Origin of the sequence: Kribbella antiqua (assembly GCF_004345665.1) — a bacterium.
Taxonomy (GTDB): Bacteria; Actinomycetota; Actinomycetes; order Propionibacteriales; family Kribbellaceae; genus Kribbella; species Kribbella antiqua.
The window spans coordinates 290,567-308,550 of sequence record NZ_SLWR01000005.1; the positions used below are offsets into that span (position 1 = coordinate 290,567).

16 protein-coding genes are annotated in these 17,984 nt (G+C 67.5%); 7 read left to right on the top strand and 9 right to left on the bottom strand.

Going from position 1 to position 17,984, the window contains the following annotated elements:
- Positions 1–33: 33 nt before the first annotated feature.
- The 3 genes from EV646_RS16660 to EV646_RS16670 are packed head-to-tail and all read left to right on the top strand — an operon-like array spanning position 34 to position 2,062.
- The gene (locus EV646_RS16660; protein ID WP_132149422.1) at positions 34–237 is read left to right on the top strand and encodes a hypothetical protein; all 204 of its coding nucleotides are present in this window, start codon (positions 34–36) and stop codon (positions 235–237) included.
- Positions 237–1,271 carry a CapA family protein gene (locus tag EV646_RS16665; RefSeq protein ID WP_199237008.1) on the top strand — a complete coding sequence of 345 codons (1,035 nt, stop codon included), beginning with the start codon at positions 237–239 and terminating at the stop codon, positions 1,269–1,271. Before EV646_RS16660 ends, EV646_RS16665 begins: the two co-directional genes overlap by 1 nt.
- A gap of 32 nt (positions 1,272–1,303) precedes the next feature.
- Positions 1,304–2,062 (top strand): class I SAM-dependent methyltransferase, encoded by a 759-nt coding sequence (locus tag EV646_RS16670; RefSeq protein ID WP_132149424.1) that lies wholly within the window; start codon positions 1,304–1,306, stop codon positions 2,060–2,062.
- 21 nt (positions 2,063–2,083) lie between these two features.
- On the opposite strand, the gene EV646_RS16675 is transcribed toward EV646_RS16670, so the two are convergent.
- From EV646_RS16675 to EV646_RS16705, 7 genes are all read right to left on the bottom strand, one after another.
- Positions 2,084–3,574, bottom strand: coding sequence for a S8 family peptidase (locus EV646_RS16675; RefSeq protein WP_132149426.1), 1,491 nt, complete (start codon positions 3,572–3,574; stop codon positions 2,084–2,086).
- 114 nt (positions 3,575–3,688) lie between these two features.
- On the bottom strand, positions 3,689–4,414 hold the full coding sequence (locus EV646_RS16680; protein ID WP_241996063.1) for a nitroreductase/quinone reductase family protein: 726 nt from the start codon (positions 4,412–4,414) through the stop codon (positions 3,689–3,691).
- Positions 4,415–4,605: 191 nt separating this feature from the next.
- A complete protein-coding gene (locus EV646_RS16685) occupies positions 4,606–5,415 on the bottom strand; it encodes an endonuclease/exonuclease/phosphatase family protein (protein WP_241996070.1) in 810 nt (269 codons plus the stop codon).
- A 312-nt stretch (positions 5,416–5,727) separates the two neighbouring features.
- On the bottom strand, positions 5,728–6,630 hold the full coding sequence (locus EV646_RS16690) for a carbohydrate ABC transporter permease (protein ID WP_132149432.1): 903 nt from the start codon (positions 6,628–6,630) through the stop codon (positions 5,728–5,730).
- Positions 6,623–7,561, bottom strand: coding sequence for a carbohydrate ABC transporter permease (locus EV646_RS16695; RefSeq protein WP_132149434.1), 939 nt, complete (start codon positions 7,559–7,561; stop codon positions 6,623–6,625). The genes EV646_RS16690 and EV646_RS16695 overlap by 8 nt, the downstream gene beginning before the upstream one ends.
- Positions 7,558–8,835 carry an extracellular solute-binding protein gene (locus tag EV646_RS16700; protein ID WP_132149436.1) on the bottom strand — a complete coding sequence of 426 codons (1,278 nt, stop codon included), beginning with the start codon at positions 8,833–8,835 and terminating at the stop codon, positions 7,558–7,560. The genes EV646_RS16695 and EV646_RS16700 overlap by 4 nt, the downstream gene beginning before the upstream one ends.
- Positions 8,836–8,965: 130 nt before the next feature.
- Complete coding sequence (locus tag EV646_RS16705) at positions 8,966–10,024, bottom strand: LacI family DNA-binding transcriptional regulator (protein ID WP_132149438.1); 1,059 nt, start codon at positions 10,022–10,024, stop codon at positions 8,966–8,968.
- A gap of 73 nt (positions 10,025–10,097) precedes the next feature.
- Here EV646_RS16705 and EV646_RS16710 point away from each other — a divergent pair, with 73 nt between their 5' ends.
- The 3 genes from EV646_RS16710 (at position 10,098) to EV646_RS16720 (ending at position 14,903) form a co-directional block, all read left to right on the top strand.
- Positions 10,098–10,718 (top strand): DUF624 domain-containing protein, encoded by a 621-nt coding sequence (locus EV646_RS16710; protein WP_132149440.1) that lies wholly within the window; start codon positions 10,098–10,100, stop codon positions 10,716–10,718.
- Between the two features lie 60 nt (positions 10,719–10,778).
- The gene (locus EV646_RS16715) at positions 10,779–12,257 is read left to right on the top strand and encodes a DHA2 family efflux MFS transporter permease subunit (protein WP_132149442.1); all 1,479 of its coding nucleotides are present in this window, start codon (positions 10,779–10,781) and stop codon (positions 12,255–12,257) included.
- 171 nt (positions 12,258–12,428) lie between these two features.
- On the top strand, positions 12,429–14,903 hold the full coding sequence (locus EV646_RS16720) for a Tex family protein (RefSeq protein WP_277875116.1): 2,475 nt from the start codon (positions 12,429–12,431) through the stop codon (positions 14,901–14,903).
- Positions 14,904–15,409: 506 nt separating this feature from the next.
- Here EV646_RS16720 and EV646_RS16725 read toward each other — a convergent pair.
- Both EV646_RS16725 and EV646_RS16730 read right to left on the bottom strand, forming a co-directional pair.
- On the bottom strand, positions 15,410–16,186 hold the full coding sequence (locus EV646_RS16725) for a GNAT family N-acetyltransferase (RefSeq protein WP_132149443.1): 777 nt from the start codon (positions 16,184–16,186) through the stop codon (positions 15,410–15,412).
- Between the two features lie 114 nt (positions 16,187–16,300).
- Positions 16,301–16,711 carry a helix-turn-helix domain-containing protein gene (locus EV646_RS16730; RefSeq protein WP_158290971.1) on the bottom strand — a complete coding sequence of 137 codons (411 nt, stop codon included), beginning with the start codon at positions 16,709–16,711 and terminating at the stop codon, positions 16,301–16,303.
- On the opposite strand from EV646_RS16730, the gene EV646_RS16735 reads away from it, so the two are divergent.
- Entirely contained in the window at positions 16,617–17,978 is a 1,362-nt protein-coding gene (locus tag EV646_RS16735; RefSeq protein WP_132149447.1) for an MFS transporter, read from the top strand. The genes EV646_RS16730 and EV646_RS16735 overlap by 95 nt on opposite strands.
- Positions 17,979–17,984: the final 6 nt, after the last annotated feature.

The window sequence follows — 17,984 nt, forward strand, 5'->3', positions numbered from 1 at the left end:
CCGGTCCCACCGGCTCCCGCGCATACTGCAACTATGACCGGTGACGGCAGCAGCGACAGCCTGCTGGACCTGGAGTTCGCGTACACGAGCTACTCGGACTCCTGCCGCGACCTGTACTCGCCGTACTACTACTGCCGGCGTCCACTCGGTCACGAGGGTGTGCACGCCGCCGGCTTCGGCAGCGGCCGCCTCCGCTGGCACCACGAACCCAACCACCCACCACACATGCTCTCGTAGTGCGGCTTTTCCTGGGTGGCGACGTGATGCCCGGCCGCGGTGTCGACCAGATCCTTCCGCGCCCGGGCGATCCGATCCTGTACGAGCGCTCGATCCGCGACGCCCGCAGGTACGTCGTACTGGCGGAGGCCGCGAACGGACCGATCCCCCGGCCGGTCGACTACTCCTGGCCTTGGGGTGATGCGCTGGACATCCTCGACGACTTCGATCCCGACGTACGGCTGGTGAATCTCGAGACCAGCATCACCCGAAGCGATGACTACGCCTGGGGCAAAGGCATCCATTACCGGATGAGCCCGGACAACGTGCCAGTCCTGACCGCAGCACGGCTGGACATCTGCTCGCTCGCCAACAACCACGTCATGGACTTCGGCGTCAGCGGACTCGAGGAGACGCTCGACGTCCTGAGCCAGGCAGAGATCGCCGTCGCAGGAGCCGGCCGCGCGCCGGTCAAGCCTGCGGTAGCTCCGCGAGTCGTGGTGTTCTCCTTCGGTACGACGTCCAGCGGCGTACCGGCGAGCTGGGAAGCGACGGAGGATCGCCCAGGCGTCGCGATCCTGCCCGACCTGTCCGACCGGACCGCCGACGCGATCGCGGAGCGAGCGTCACCCGGCGACGTCACGATCGTCTCGCTGCACTGGGGATCCAACTGGGGGTACGAGGTCTCACCTCGCCAGGTCCGCTTCGCGCGTCGCTTGATCGACGGTGGCATCGGCCTGGTGCATGGCCACTCCTCGCATCACCCGCGTCCGATCGAGATCTACCGCGACCGGCTGATCCTGTACGGCTGCGGCGACCTGATCGACGACTACGAAGGCATCCGCGGTTACGAGCGCTACCGCGACGACCTACGACTGCTCTACCTCGTCACGATGGAAGACGGCCGCCTCACCTCTCTGCAACTGGCTCCGCTGCAAGCCCACCGGATGCGGCTGCGCATGGCCGGCGCCGAGGACCGCGAGTGGCTGTGCCGGACCTTGAACGAGACAGGGCCAACACATTTCACCGAAGACGGCTTCCTGAAAACCACCTGACGTGGTGTGGCGTCGTACTGGAGGATGTCCGGATGGACAAGCTGGTGCGGGCCAATCGGGTGGCTTGGGAGCAGGCTTCTACATTCCACATCGAGCAGCACGACGAGCTGCTGGAAGAGGCGCGGAGCAGTTGGCAGCTGTTCCCGCGGGAGGAGGAGCTGCTCGCGCCGTTGCTCGCCAATCAACCAAGAGTCGTGCATTTTCAGAGCGGGCACGGGCTCGACGACATCGCGCTGGTGAAGGCGGGTGCTCAAAGCGTGGTCGGTGTGGACTACAGCGCAAACGCTGCGGGTGCGGCTCAGCGTCGCGCGGTAGAGCTTGGGAAACCTTGTCGGTACGTAGTAGCCGAGGTCCCCGGCGTACCGGTCAAGGACGCCTCGGCGGATCTCGTCTACACCGGCAAGGGCGCGCTGATCTGGATGCGCGACATCAATGCCTGGGCGCAGGACGTTGCGCGCGTACTGCGGCCAGGCGGCCACCTCTTCGTCTACGAAGCCCACCCCGCGGTTCCCCTGTGGACGTGGGACGAGGACGAGCCGCGCATCCGGCCGGACCGCAGCTACTTCGCGGAATCACACATCAACGACACATTCCCGGCGAACGGCGCCCGCGAGTGGCAGTGGAACCTCGGCCACATCGTCACCGCGATCACCGCCGCCGGCCTCCGCCTCAAAACCCTCGAGGAGTACGCCGAACCCTTCTGGCGCCCAGGCGACGGCACCAACGCCGCCGCCTGGTCCGGCCGCCTCCCCAACTCGTACGCTCTCCTGGCCGAGCTGCCCAGCGACTGAGCAGCCCGCCCAGGCGCGTTACTAGTTGACGGCCTTCAGTGCGTCTACCTCGCCGGAGCCGTACCAGCTGTTGTGGCCGGGGCCGCCTTGGCAGGTTTGCGGTGCGCCGCTGTTCTGTGGGAACGGCGCGTAGATGGACAGGTCGGTCGGACAGGTCAGGGCGTTCGTCGACTGTTGCAGGGCTGCCGAGAGCGCGCCCGGCTTCAGGTCGCCGCGGGCGCTGAGGATGAGGGCCGCGACGCCGGTGGCGTGAGGAGCGGCCATCGAGGTGCCTTGGAGGTAGCAGTACTTCGCACCGTTCTCGATCACGGTCAGAGCCGCCGAGCAGATCACGCCGTTGGCCGAGAAGGTCGAGAGCACCCGCCCACCACCAGGCTGAATCACCTGCAGGATCCGGTCGCCTCCCGGTGCGGCCACGTCTGCGGTCGAGACGCCGTACGACGAGTAGTAGGACTTCAGCCGCTTGCTACCTGTTGCTGTCACGCCGACGACACCAGGCACCTCCACGGGCACGACCGCGCAGGCGTTGGTGATGTCGCGTTCGACGTCGGAGTTGGGCGGGAAGTCCGGGCTGGTCGTGTCGACGGTCGGGTGGGACAAGTCGGTGGCGTCGTTGCCCTCCGACGCGACCACCAGTACGCCGTTGTGCTGTGCGTATCCGATCGCACGGCGTTCCGCGTTCCAGATCGCGCGCTGGACGGCGTCGTTGCGGCAGTTGAACAGCCACGGGTCGGCGAAGTAACTGTTGTTCGTCACGTCGATGCCGTGCGTCGCGGCCCAGACGAACGAGCAGATCACCATCTCCGGGAAGAAGAACCCGTCGTCGTTGCTGGACTTGATGCCCGCGATGCGGACGTTCGGTGCGACCCCGATGACGCCGGTGCCGTTGGCGGCGGCCGCGATGATGCCGGCGGTGTGCGTACCGTGCCCGACCACGTCGTTGCCCGGAGCAAGAGGTTGCGGTGCGCCGCTGGAACAGTCGGTACTGCGGGACGCGTCGTAGTTCGGCGCCAGATCCGGATGGGTGAAGTCGAGGCCGGTGTCGATGTCGCCGACGATCACCGACCTGCTTCCCGCGGTGATCTCATGGGCCTGCGGCACGTTGATCTGCCGCATGTCCCACTGCGCTGCCGACAGTGAATCACCCCAGGTCTGCAGCTTACTCGCCGGTGCGGCACCGTTGGCCGCGCTCGCGCCTTGGATGCCGTAGGCACCGGTGGCCACTGCGTTGTCGACCCCGGCGGTTCGGTTCATGGCTGCCGCGAAGCCGCTCTGCGACGAACGGGCGATGACCACGCCGATCTCCGCGTAATTGGCGACGAGCGTGCCGCCGGCGGACTCGACGGCGCTTTGAGCGCCAGCGCTCTTGGCGCCGGCCTTGAAGAGCACGACGTACGTCGATTGGACTCCGGTGTCCGTGGACGCCGCGGGTAGCGCACTAAGGCTACCCGCAGCGAGCGCGACGGCACCGAGGGCAACGAATGCCCTTGTGTGGAATGCTTTCCGGCTCACGGTTTCCTCCCCTGAAGCGATCTGTAGATCTCCGTGTGCCGCAGGCAGGCTCCCCAGCAGCCCGAACAGGCGGTGGCCGGATCATGATCCCGCCACCGCCTGGATGGCAATAGCTCAGAGGTAGGGCAGGAGTTCGGCTTCTTCGCGTTCGAGGTGGGCGGTGAGCGCGTCGATGAGCTGGTCGACCTCGGGGAGGAGGTCGGGGGATGGATCGGCGAGCACGCCCTGCAGCTCTTCCAGGCGTACGGCGATCTGGTCGTGCTCGGCCTGGAGTACGGCGATGACGTCGGCCAGCTCCGGGTGCTGTGCCGCCAGTGCCGGAAACAGGCCGACGGATTCGCCGGTGTGGTGGTTGTGGAGGCCCTGACACAGGGTCAGACAGTTGACCCGGAGCCGAGCGCCGAGGCTCGCCCCCGATGTAGCAACCTCGCGCCGGATCAGCGCCAGCTCCCGGCGGAACGCGGTGTGAATCCGCTTGAGCAATTCGCTCACCGGACCACGGCCGCCGCCGGGCGGGCCGGGCGGCTGGACGAGCGCGACGACCGGGATCGTCCGCGTGATCCTGGCCTGATATTCACCCCATCCCGGCTCGGCTTCGACGAGTCGGGCGAAGATGTCGTCGCGCTCGGCATCCCGCAGTACGACCGCGGTTGCCTGGTAGGTGAACAGGCCGGTTTCGACGGTGACCTCGGGGTTGGCCACCAGGTTGTGATACCAGTCCGGATGCTTCGGACCGCCGCCGGCCGAGCCGACGACGAGCACCCGGTCGCCGTCCGGGTAATACCCGAGTACGGCGGTGTGCGCCCGGCCGGAGCGAGCGCCGGTAGTTGTCAGCAGCAACAGTCTGCCGTCGACATCGCCGGCCTGCGCACGGAATTCTTTGATGAGCTGTTCGTTCAGGAGTCGCTTCCTCTCGTGGGGGTCCTAGGTTATGCGACCCGTGGCGCATAGGCATCGACATATTCCTGCTGTGAGTGCGCCTGCAGGACGCGCATGAGGTGGTCGGTAGGCATCGGAGTGGGAGACACGCCCTAGACCGGCACGACGTCCAGATCTACGAGTACGCCGAAGTGGTCGCTGAGCCAGACGCCGTCGACCGAGTTGTCGCCGACGAGTTCCGCGTGCAGGACGCGGGCGCGGGCCGCCGGGTGGGCATGCGTCGAGCCGACGAAGATGTAGTCGATGCGGCGGCGATGATTCGGCTGGCCGATCAGCCGGTCGATCTCCGCCTCGGCGAGCGGATTGGCGACCGTCCAGGTGTAGCCGCTGCCCTGTCCGGCCACAGCCCACGCGTCGTTGTACGACGTACTCCGTCCATTGAGCGACTGCAACCCCGTCAGGAATCGGATCCCGGCCGACGACGGACTCGCGTTCAAATCGCCCGCGATGATCGTCGGCAGCCCGAACCGATGCCGCCCGTCCAGCTCCACCGCCGCAATCAACTGCTTCTCCCGTACGGCGGCCTGGTCCAGCTGCCACGGTGTCGTCGGCAAGATGAACAGCAGCTGCCCGAGCTCCGGTACGTCGACCGCCGCGGCGAGGGTCCACCAATGAGCGTCCGACTGCGCCGACGGCCGGTGATCCAGCACCTCCAACACCTGATGCGGCCAGCGCGTGGCCAAAGCCGAGCCGTCGTGTCGCGCGCCCTCCGGCAGCTCGATCACGTCGGCCTGATGGGTGGTGTGGGTCAACCCGGTGCCCTCGACGAGTTCGGCGAGCTGGTCACGTCGCGCGGGGTAGCAGACCTCTTGCAGCGCGACGAGGTCGGGCGACAACCGGCGCAGTTCGGCATTGATCAATCCGGTCCGGCGTGGGTCGCCGGCGTCGTGCTGGACGTTCATCGTGAGCACCCTGATCCGCATGCCTGGCCGGTGCCCGAAAGGGCATTCGCCTACCCACGGTCGCCCGCCGCGCGCAAAACGTAGTACTCACGGCAATTCCGCAAGGTCGCGCAGAAATGACTGGGAAAGTCCCGGAAAAAATCCTGGCGAATGTTGTAACGGCGGACACACTGTGACGATAAAAGGATCGAGCGACTCGGCGGGGGGCGCGGGAGTTGCTCCGGTGTTTCTTCGGGACCACCGCATGTTGGGGGGCCTCACAGGTGCTCACCCGGGGCGGGGTGAGCACCTGTACGAGGTCGCAGGGGCTGATCAGCCCTTGATGCCCACGTTCGCCATTCCTTCGACGAACCGCTTCTGGGCGAACACGAACAGCACGATCATCGGCAGGGTCGCGAGCGCCGTACCCGCCATCAGGTAGGGCCACTGGATCTGCTCCGGGTTCTGCGCGAAGATCGCCAGCCCGAGTTGCAGCGGCCGCATCGAGTCCGACGTGGTGATCATCAGCGGCCAGAGGAACCCGTTCCAGGCCGCCTCGATCTGGAACACGCAGATGGTGATCAGGGCCGGTTTGATCAGCGGCGTCATGATCCGCCAGAAGATGCCGAACTCGCCGAGTCCGTCGACCCGGGCCGCCTGGGCGAGCTCGTTCGGCACCGTGACGTAGAACTGCCGGGCCAGGAAGGTGAACAGCGGCGCCGCACCGAGCGGGATGATCAGTCCCCACCAGGAGTTCAGCCAGCCGATGCCGCCCTGGCCGAGGATGTTGTTGCCGCCGAACAGCGGGATCGACTTCACGATCAGGAACAGCGGCACCAGGATGATCTGGAACGGCACCAGCAGCAGCACGATGAAGTAGTTCAGCAGCGCCTTCGAGCCACGCAGCGGCAACTTCGCCAGCGCGTAGCCGGCCGTCGTACAGACCGCCAGGGTGAAGGCCGTCTCACCGATCGCGATGATCGCGCTGTTGCGGAAGTACCGCAGGAACGGCGCGGTCTGCATCGCCTCGACGAAGTTGCGCCAGCGCAGTTCGCCGGGCAGCCAGCCGAACTTGGCGATCTCCAGGTTGCTCTTGAACGCGCTCAGCAACATCCACACGAACGGCGTGATCATCAGCAGCGCGCCGACGGTCAGGACGACGTACAACAGGATCCGGCCGGGCCGGAACACCGACGGCTTGCCGGCACTGACCACCGGCAGGGTTGCGCTAGTCATTGACATCCGCCTTCTGGAGCAGGCGTCCGACCCCGATGAAGAGCGCGATCACGACCATCATGATCACGGTCTCGGCGGACGCGTAGCCGAGTTTCAGGTCCTGGAAAGCGTTCTGGTAGATGTCCATCACCAGTACGCGCGTCTCCGACCCGGGACCGCCCTGGGTCATCACGTAGACCAGGTCGAACACCTGGAACGTGCCGACGATCGACGTGATCAGCACGAAGAACTGGACCGGGCCGATGGCCGGCCAGGTGACGTTGCGGAACTTCTGCCAGCGGTTCGCACCGTCCAGCTCGGCCGACTCGAGCAGGTCGCGGGAGACGCCCTGCAGTGCGGCCAGGTAGATGATGATCTTGGTGCCGAGCCCTTGCCAGATGCCGACCACCATCAGCGACGGCAAGGCGGTCGCCGGGTCGGCCAGCCAGCGGTTCGGCGCGAACCCGAACAGGGCGAGGAACCCGTTCGCCAGCCCGGAGCCCGGGTTGTAGATCCACAGCCAGATGGTGGCGACCGCGACGGTCGCGGTGACCGTCGGGATGTAGAAGGCGGTCCGGAAGAAGCCGAGCGCCTTGATCTTCTGGTTCAGCCCGATCGCGACCGCGAGCGAGATCGCCATCGAGATCGGGATCACCACGAGCGCGTAGAGCACCGTGTGCCACAACGATGCCTGGAAGTCGACATCGCGGAACAGGTCGCTGTAGTTCTGGAACCCGACCCACGCCCAGGTGTCGCCGAAGCTGTAGTCGGTCAGGCTGAGCACCAGTACGGCGACCACCGGGATGACGATGAAGACGCCGGAGTGCAGCAGCGCGGGCGCGAGCAGGGTCCAGCCGGCCCGGACCTGACTGCGGATCAGCTTCCGGCCGTCCTTGGCCGGGGCGACCTTGCGGGGAGTGGCGAGTGCCGGCCGTTCAACAGTTGTGGTCATCGTGACTGCCCTGCCAGGTTGTTCAGCACCTTGGCGGGATCCTTCTGACCGAGGACCGCCTGGGTGAGCTGGATATCGAAGTTGCCGCGCATCTCGAGCCAGTTGGACGGCACCTCGTTCTCGTTGACCGCGTAGACCAGGCCGTCGGCGACGAACTTGCTCAGCGGGTTGGACTTCGCCTGCGGCGAGTTGGCGGCGTCCTTGTAAGCCGGGATCTTCTTGTTCAGCTTGGCGATCGCGTCCAGCGAGGCCGGCTTGGTCAGCGACTGGATGAACGACCAGGCCGCCTCCTTGTGCCGGCTGCGTGATCCGATCGAGGCCAGGTCACCACCGACGTACTCGATCTCCTTGCCGCTGTTGAAGCGGAAGAACTTCAGGTCGTCGCAGTTCTTCTTGCCGATGCCCTTGTCTTCCGAGCAATCGACCGCGGCCTTGACGATGCCCATCGCGGCCTCACCAGTGAGCACGAGAGACGTCCCGGCGGCGTTGGTCTGGCCGTAGGGCTGGACGTTGTTGATCATCGACTTGATCCACAGCAGCGTGTCCAGGCCGGCCTTGTTGTTGAAGTTCGGCTCGCCGCCGACGTACAGCGGCGTACCGGTGGAGGCCAGAAAGGTGGTGAACGACTGCCGGAAGCTGGTCGCCGAGTCGAGGTCGAAGCCGCTGCGGGTGATGTTCCCGTGCGAGTCACGCTTGGTCAGCTTCTCGGCCGCCACCTTGAGCTCGGCCAGCGAGGTCGGCGGCTTGTTCGGGTCCAGGCCGGCCTCGATGAACGCGCTCTTGCGCAGCGCGACGGCGCGGGCGTCGGCGACCAGCGGGTAGGCGTACAACTTGTTGTCGTACGTCGCCGCCGGGATCAGCGCCGCGACGCTCTTGTCCTTGATCACGTCCGGGGTCACGCCGTACTTGCCCAGATCCTCGAAGATCCGCTTCGACGCGAATGGCTGGACCCAGCCGACGCCGGTGACCATCACGTCGTACGGGATGCCCGCGGCGATCGAGGTGGACATCTTCTCGTTCAGGTTCTTGTACGTCGCGAAGTCCGGCTCGACCTTCATCTTCGGATAGGTCTTGTGGAAGTCGTCGACGACTTTCTGGAACGCCTCCCGGCCCTTCGTACTGGTCGGGAATGAGGGGATCAGCACCCGCAACGTGCCGGTGGCCTCGGCCGGCGGGACGCCGTCCGTGCTCTTGTCGATCACCCCGTTGCCACAACTGCTGACCACCACGCTGAGCGCGGCGGCCATCAAGCTCAGTCCCACGATTCGTCTCACAGGGGGCACTCCTTACGCTGCCGAAGATTTCGGCCGGGTCCGTCACCGGACGAGTGCAGCGAAAGTATGGGAAAGGGCTTTCCCCGTCAAGAGTTCGGCGCTCGAATGATCACAATCGATCATTCAGACCTCAGCTGACCGCCGCCCGCACCCCTGCGCCACAGGAGGCCCGGACGCGCAGATCGGGCAGCAGGCTGAGGTGCTGGACGGCGGCCGGGCGGGAGTTGATCTTGCGGATGAGGTGCTCGCACGCGGTCTCCCCCAGGGCGAGCTTGGGCGGGCTGACCGCGGTCAGCGGTACGACGGCCAGCGCGGCGGTCACGTCGTTGTACGCGATCACGGCGAGGTCGTCAGGCACCCGCAGACCGCGCTCCATCGCACGTTCGACCAGGCGGGCCGCGTGTTCGTCGGAATGCACCAGCGCCGCCCGCGTGCCGAACGACTCACACTCGGCCAGGAAGGCGTCGATCTGCGCCGGATCCTCACCTTGCACGGGCAGATCGGTTGGCGAGATGTACAGGTCGACGTCCATCGTCGAGGCCGCCTGTTCGATCCCGAGCCGCAGCCAGTACGCCGTCACGGTCGCCTGCAGGTTGATCGCGATCCGCCGATGCCCGAGTTTCGCGAAATGCCGGAGCGCGAGGATCGCGCCGTACGCGTGATCGGTGCGGACATGGTCGTACTCGCGGGCGGTGTGCGGGAAGCCGAACGCCCGCTCCATCAGGACCACCGGTACGTCGACATCGTCGAGCCAGGAGCCGAGTTTGTCCGCATCGCCGTCGCCGAGCGCGGTGCTGATCAGCAAGCCGGCGACTCCGATGCCGAGGACGCGGTCGACCCGTTCCTTTTCGATCGTGGCGTCGTACGACGAAACCCCGAGGACGAGCCGGGCGCCGTACCGGTCGGCCATCGCCTCGGCGCCGCGGATCACCTCGGAGTAGTACGACGTCGCGCTCGGTACGACGATGCCGAGCGTGAGCTGACTGCTGTGGCTGACGGCGCCGGCGGTGCTGGTCCCGATCGCGCCGCCGTGGACCCGGCGGAGCAGGCCGGCGGCGTCCAGTTCGGCGAGATCCCGGCGTACGGTGATCGCGGAAACGCCGAGCTCGGCGACCAGCTCGGCCACCCGGAGCCGGCCGTGCCGCCGTAGGCTCCGCAGGATCAGCTCGTGGCGCTCCGGTGCAAGCATGCGGTCCCCTCTAGCGCGTGATTGTTCGTGATCATACGATCAACGACCCGAGCTTGGAACGAGGAGGCGATCAGTGGAAGAGCGGACGAGCCGGACGAATGTGGTGATGGCGAAGCTGTCGATCACCGGCGACCTGCTGATGCTTCAGCTGGTCTTCCTGGTGCTCAGCGTCGGCATCGTCACGCTGTTCCCGGCGGCGTTCGCGCTGCAGCGGGTGCTGCCGGATGCGATCAGCCAGGATCGGCCGTCGCTGCTTCGGCGGTACTTCGGCGAGTTCCGGTGGGCGTTCCGGCGGTTCTGGCTGAGTGGGCTCGGGTTGTACTTCGGCGGGGTCGCGCTCGCCTTCGGGCTGGCGTTCTGGGCCTATTCCGGTGGGGTGGTGCGGATCTTCGCGCTCGCGGTGCTGATCCCGCTGACCGGGATGATCGTCGGGCTGTACTTGAGTGCGCTCGCCGTACTGCCGTCTGTGGGGGACATCTCTGGCGCTCGCAGGTTGTTCCGGGAGGCGAACCTCTTCCTGCTCCGCCGGTCGCTCGCGGTTGCCGGCGGGGTGGTCGGTTTGTTCACCTGGTTCGCGCTGCTGGCGACCGTACCGACACTGTTCGTGGTCGGCTCGGGGCTGGTGCCGGCGCTGATCGCCTATTGGATGTCCCGCCCTGGCCGAAAAAAAGATTCTGGGGACGTGTCAATCTGAGCCGGTCGGGTTCGACGTAGAGGTGTAAGCAACCTCATTCGGACCAAGGAGAGACCGGATATGTACGCGACGACCGACACCCTGGCGACGACGCCGGCCGCGCTGGGCGGCCGCTCGCGCTGGCTGGCCCTCTACACCCTGTGCGCGGGCATGTTGATGATCGTGCTCGACGTGACCGTGGTGAACGTGGCGCTGCCCGCCATCCAGGACGACCTCGGCTTCACCAGCTCCTCGCTGGCCTGGGTCGTCAACGCTTACCTGATCGCCTTCGGCGGGCTGCTTCTGCTGGCCGGCCGGTTGGGTGACCTGCTCGGCCGGCGGAACATCTTCCTCGCCGGGCTGATCGTCTTCACCGCCGCCTCGGTGCTGTGCGGACTCGCGCAGTCGCAGGAGGTGCTGGTGATCGCGCGGTTCATCCAGGGTGTCGGCGGCGCGCTGACGTCCGCGGTGATCCTGGGCATGATCGTGACGCTGTTCCCCGAGCCGCGTGAGCAGGCCAAGGCGATCGGCGTGTACGCGTTCGTCGCTTCTGCCGGCGGTTCGATCGGCCTGCTCGCCGGAGGGGTGCTGACGCAGGCCATCAACTGGCACTGGATCTTCTTCGTCAACCTGCCGATCGGCGCGCTGACCGCCGTACTGGCCGTGCGGTTGATTCCGGCGGACAAGGGCCTGGGGCTGGGGCGTGGCACCGACGTGCCGGGTGCGGTGCTGATCACCGCGGCGCTGATGGTCGGCGTGTTCACCATCGTCAAGCCTGCGGCTGAGCTCGGTTGGACCGCTCCGCGGACGCTGGTGTTCGGTGTCGTGACGGTGGTTCTGCTGGCGAGCTTCATCGTCCGTGAGGCCACAGCGGCGAACCCGCTGGTCCCGCTGCGGATCTTCCGCTCCCGGACGCTGACCGGGGCAAACCTGATCCAGGCGCTGTCCGCGTCCGGCATGTTCGGCATCTTCTTCCTCGGTTCGCTGTACCTGCAGCGGGTGCTCGGGTACGACGCTCTGGAGATCGGACTGGCCTTCCTGCCGACCACTCTGGTGATGGGACTGCTGTCGGTGAGGTACTCCGAGAAGCTGGTGATGCGGTTCGGCCCGCGCCGCCCGCTGATCGCCGGACTGGTCCTGATCGTCATCGGCCTGGCGCTGTTCACGCAGGCTCCGGTCGGCGGCAACTACTTCGTCCACGTACTTCCCGTGCTGATCCTGCTGGGCTTCGGCGGCGGCATCTGCTTCCCCGCCCTGATGGGCCTCTCGATGGCAGACGTCAACCCCGAAGACGCCGGCCTGGCCTCCGGCCTCATCGGCACCACCGCCGAGGTAGGCGCCGCCCTGGGCCTGGCCGTCCTGGCCACCCTGTCGGCCACCCGCACCGCCGCCGTAGCCGACACCAAGCCCACCCTCGAGGCCCTAACCGACGGCTACCACCTCTCCTTCGCCATCGCCGCCGCCATAGTCGCCACCGCAGTCCTCATCGCCTGCACCCTCATGCGCCCCGCCAAGCAACCAGTCACCGAGGTCACCGACGCGGCCCTCGAAGCCGCCTGATCCTTTCTCCCGCGAACTCCCCGCGCCCGTGCAGTCGGGCCGGGGAGTTCGTCCTCTTGTCCACAGGTTGGTGGGATGGGGTTTCGGGGTGGGGGGTGGGATGGGGAAGGATATGGGCCACGCGGGTGAGGGTTGCTTGCGGATTTGATGTCGGTAGAGGGGAATCGGACAGTGGTGGTGCAGTCGGTCGAGCAGCGGATCGCTGGTGAGCTGGAGGTTGGTGAGAACCAGGTGCGGGCAGCGGTGGCGCTGCTGGACGAGGGTTCGACGGTTCCCTTCATCGCGCGGTACCGCAAAGAGGTCACCGGGATGCTCGACGACGCGCAGCTGCGCACGATCGAGGAGCGCCTGCGGTACCTGAGGGAGCTGGAGGAGCGCCGCCAGACGGTGCTGGAGTCGATCGAGAGCCAGGGCAAGCTCGACGACGCGCTGAAAGAGCAGATCCTCGCCGCCGACACCAAGTCGCGGCTGGAGGACATCTACCTCCCGTTCAAGCCCAAGCGCCGTACCAAGGCGATGATCGCCCGGGAGGCCGGGCTCGAGCCGCTCGCCGACGGGCTGCTCAGCGACCCGACCGTCGAGCCACTGGCCGCGGCAGCGGTGTTCGTCAACGCGGACGTCGCGGACGCGCAGGCCGCTCTGGACGGCGCGCGGGCAATCCTGGTCGAGCGATTCGCCGAGGATGCCGACCTGATCGGCGAGCTGCGCGAGCGGCTGTGGACGCAGGGCCGGCTGGCGTCGGCGGTGCGCGAGGGCAAGGAGACCGAGGGTGCGAAGTTCTCGGACTACTTCGACTTCGACGAGCCGTTCACGAAGATGCCGTCGCACCGGATCCTGGCGATGTTCCGCGGCGAGAAGGAAGACGTACTGACGCTCACCGTCGAGCCGCTCCCGGCCGGCGTCGAGGTGGACGGCCCGACCGAGTACGAGACCACCATCGCCCGCAAGGTCGGCGTCGAGAACCGGGGCCGCGCCGCGGACAAGTGGCTGATCGAGACGGTGCGCTGGGCCTGGCGGACGAAGATCCTGGTCCACCTCGGCATCGACCTGCGGATGCGCCTGCGCCAGGTCGCCGAGGAAGAGGCGATCCGGGTGTTCGCGGCCAACCTGCGCGACCTGCTGCTCGCCGCCCCGGCCGGCACCCGCGCGACGATGGGCCTCGACCCGGGCTTCCGTACTGGCGTCAAGGTCGCCGTCGTGGACGCGACCGGCAAGGTGGTCAACACCGGCGTCATCTACCCACACGTCCCGCAGAACCAGTGGGACAAGTCGATCGCCACCCTGGCCGCGCTGGCCGCCGCCCACAACGTCGAACTGATTGCCATCGGCAACGGTACGGCGTCACGCGAGACGGACAAGCTGGCCGCCGAGCTGATCGCCAAGCACCCGGAACTCAAGCTGACCAAGGCAGTCGTGTCCGAGGCCGGCGCATCGGTCTACTCCGCGTCCGCGTTCGCTTCGCAGGAGCTGCCGGGCATGGACGTGTCGCTGCGCGGCGCGGTGTCGATCGCGCGCCGGCTGCAGGACCCGCTGGCCGAGCTGGTGAAGATCGACCCGAAGTCGATCGGCGTCGGCCAGTACCAGCACGACCTCCCGGAGAACTCGCTGTCCCGCTCGCTCGACGCGGTCGTCGAGGACTGTGTGAACGCGGTCGGCGTCGACCTCAACACCGCCTCCGCGCCGCTGCTCACCCGGGTCTCCGGCATCACCCCAGGCCTGGCGGACAACATCGTCCAGCACCGCGACGTCAACGGTCCGTTCAAGTCGCGCAGCGCTCTGAAGGAGGTGCCGCGGCTCGGCCCGAAGGCGTTCGAGCAGGCGGCCGGCTTCCTCCGGATCCCCGGCGGCGACGACCCGCTCGACACGTCCAGCGTGCACCCGGAGGCCTACCCCGTCGTACGGCGGATCCTGGACGCGACGCAGCAGGACCTGAAGTCGCTGATCGGCTCGGCCGCACTGAAGAAGCTGAACGCGGCGGACTTCGTCGACGACATGTTCGGTCTGCCGACGGTGACGGACATCCTGGCCGAGTTGGAGAAGCCGGGGCGTGACCCGCGGCCGGCGTTCAAGACCGCGGTGTTCGCCGAGGGTGTGGACAAGATCGCGGACCTCAAGCCGGGGATGCGGCTGGAGGGTCAGGTCACCAACGTCGCGGCGTTCGGCGCATTCATCGACATCGGCGTCCACCAGGACGGGCTGGCGCACGTGTCCGCGCTGTCGAAGAACTTCGTCAAGGACCCGCGCGAGGTGGTCAAGCCCGGCGACATCGTCAAGGTGAAGGTGCTCGAGGTCGACATCCCGCGCAACCGCATCTCCCTCACCCTCCGCCTCGACGACGAGCCAGGCGCCCCCGCCGCCGGCGGCCGCGGTCCCCGTACGGCGAACACCGGCCAAGGCGGCCGCGGACCCGGCGCCCAGGGCGGCGGCGGTCGCGGCGCGGGCGGTCAAGGCGGCGGCCGCGGCCCGGGCGGTCAAGGCGGCGGCCGCGGCGGTCGAGGCCCAGGCGGCGGCCAAGGTGGTCAGGGCGGTCAAGGCGGTCGCGGTGGGCAGAACCGCGGCGGTCGCGACGGCTCCCAGTCCGACACCCCAATGGACGAAACCTCCCTCGCCGACGCCTTCCGCAAAGCCGGCTTCACCGTCCGCTGAGCGACACCCACCTCGGCCCGCTCCCGCGCTCACTACCGCGCGGGAGCGGGCCACGCCATTCCCCGCGGGCCATGGCACGGCGGCGCGGTCGCGGGCCGAGGCGCGGCACGGTTCGCGGGCCGAGGCGCGGCACGGTTCGCGGATCATCTCGGCGTACGCCCTCACGCCTGTGCTGGCATCGGCAAGCGGACCTCCAGCACTCACCAACCATGCACAAGGCCCGAAGCCCACGCTCAAATGTCGCCCGGCGCACGCCATCCCCGACGTTTGGTGAGTGGCGCAGGTCCGCTCACCACCGGGGCTTCCGGGCCTTCGCCGTTCGGCGGGCCCAGGGAGAGGCGCAAATCCGGCACGTACGACGAGGCGCAAACCCGGTTGTGGTGACCACGCCGACCGGCCAGGGGATGTTGGCGCCACGACAGTGGAGGGGTTCTTGCGCTATCCGGTAGAACCCTCCACCGTCCACACAAAAACCCTCCCAGTTTCGCGCGTCGCGCGGCGCTGGGTCAGCGGAGGTCGGCTAGGTGGCCGCCTGGGTCGCCTAGGTGGATGGCGGTGGCTTTGGGGGTGTAGGCGAGGCGGCGGTAGATGCGGTCGGCGCCTTCGTCGCCGGGGGTGAGCCAGGCGAGGGTGGCGCCGGCGAGGTCGAAGGCTTGCTGGGTGGCGTAGGCGGTTGCGATCGCGCCTAGGCCGCGCCGCCGGTGGGTGTGGATGGTGCCGACGCCCGCGACCTCGGTGACGCCGTCGGCGACGGCGGTCCAAGAGGCGCTGGCAGCGGGTACGCCGTCGACGCGGATGAGAACGCACCCGCCGTTCGCGGGATCCGGCTGCAGCGCGGACCCGGCGCTTTCCATCTCGTACGCGTCGGCGGATACGGCGTTAGCCGCGGCCTGATCCTCGTCCGTGCGTACGACGTCGACCGTGACGCCGGCCGGCAGGTCAGGGAGCGTCAGGTCGCCGGGCTCGACGACGAGAAGGGGCGGGCGGGAGCGGATCGTCATGCCGTTGGCTTCGAGCGCCTCGGCCAAGCCGGGACTGGCCTCGTCGATGAGTTCCGCGCTCAGCCAGCGCCCTTCGGCAGCGAAGGCCTTCCGGATGATCCCCAGGGCTTCCGGTACGGCGTCGACGTCGAACGGCTGGCCGGGTTCAGCGGCCACCATCGTGGACAGGTACCAAGTGTCGTTGTCATGCAGCAGCCCGACCAAAGGCCCAGCCACGATCTGCCGCCGCGACCTCGCCAGCCCCGTCAACTGCGCTCGCGCGATCCGCGCCCCGATCTCCATGGTTCGGACGATATGCGGTCGCCTCCTCAACGTTCGACAGATTTAGTCGGCCAGCAGCAAGAAACCCCAGCAGGCGTCTGCTCGGGCAGCAGCAGGAAACCCCAAGCAGGCGGTTTACTCGGCCAGCAGCAGGAGATCCAGCAGGCGGTCGAGATCGGCGGCTGCGGGCGGACGGCCGAGCAGTGCGGCCAACGAGTCGAGCATCTCCACCAGGTCGGCCTGAACCGCCGTACGGCGACGGGACCGCGCGCCGGCCACAGCGGCGATGACCTTCGCAGCCCGAGGCGACGCGGCGAGGAGCCCGGCTCCGACCGACTGCGATGCTCGAGATTCCTCGCCGATGCTCACCTCCAGCCGCGCCCCGAGCGCGGTGGCGAGGCGGTCAAGGGCGGACACCGTCGGGTTGCCCCGCCCGTTCTCCAGGTTGGCGATGTACGGCACGGACAGCCCGGCATCCACGGCGACCGACGCGATCGTACGACCGGCTGCCTTCCGGCGTTCGCGCAGCACTTCACCCAGTTCCACAGACCCCAGCCTATTCTCACAGAACACTCTTGCCAAGACCTATCTCATCAAGATAGTTTCCCAGACCGTGAGAGCGCTCAGGAATCGCGACTTCCGCCGGCTGTGGATCAGCGGCGGGATCTCCGGCCTTGGCTCCTGGCTGCTGGTCGTCGCGATCCCGTTCTACGTCTTCGACCTGACCGGTTCCCCCGTCGCGACCGGACTCGCCCTTGCCCTCGAGGCGCTCCCGGCGCTGCTCGTGGGCCCGTGGGCCGGCGTCCTCCTGGACCGCTGGAACCTCACCCGCGCCCTGTGGATTGCCGAGCTCGTCAGCGCGGCCGCAGTCGCGTTGATCCTGTTCGCCGAGCCGGACCGAATCTGGCCGATCTACGTCGCGATCCTTGCCGAAAGCACCGCCAGCACGGTCTTCCGCCCAGCGGCGAGAGCCCTACTTCCCTCAGTCGTTGGCACAGGCAACGAACTCGCCGGCGCCAACGCCCTCAACGCCTTCACCGGCAGCACAATCCGCCTCGCCGTCCCACCCCTCGGCGCGCTACTCCTGGCCGGCCCAGGCATCGAGTTCGTGCTGGCCGTCGACATCCTGAGCTATTTGTTGTCAGCAGCAATCATCAGGACCGTACGCACGCAACGACACCCAACAACCGAGCAAGTCGACAACCCGCTGGCAGGCTTCCAGCACGTCGTACGCCACCGAGTGCTGCGCGGGATTCTGCTCGGCCAGACGATCTTCCTCACCGCCAACGCCGGCCTGACTGCCCTGCTCGTTCCCTTCACGGTCGAGCGGTTGCACGCGCCCGGATACGTCCTCGGCTACCTGATTTCGGGCCTTGGTGCCGGCTATCTGATCGGCGCGGCACTGAGCACGAAAGCCCTTACCTGGTTGGGAATCCGCGACCTCATCGCCGTCACTCAGCTCGCCGCCGCGGCCGCCTTCTTCGCGCTCTTCAACGCACCGAACATCACCACAGCAATCGCCGCCGCGGCGTTGATCGGAATCCCCGGCAGCATCCTCTTGATCACCGCCGAAACCGCGATCCAACGCACCGCACCAACAAACATGCTCGGACGCATCGGAGCGCTCTTCTTCGCCGCCGATTCACTCGCCCTGCTGGTCGGCGCACTCGTCGCGCCCGCTATGACCGTGCTCCTCGATCTACCGCTGACGCTCAACCTGCTGGCGGCTTTCGCCGTGCTCGCCGCTCCGCTGACGCTGGCCGCCGTACCGCGTCATCCCGCGCACTTCACACGGACGCGGAGTCGTACCTAGCGCGAG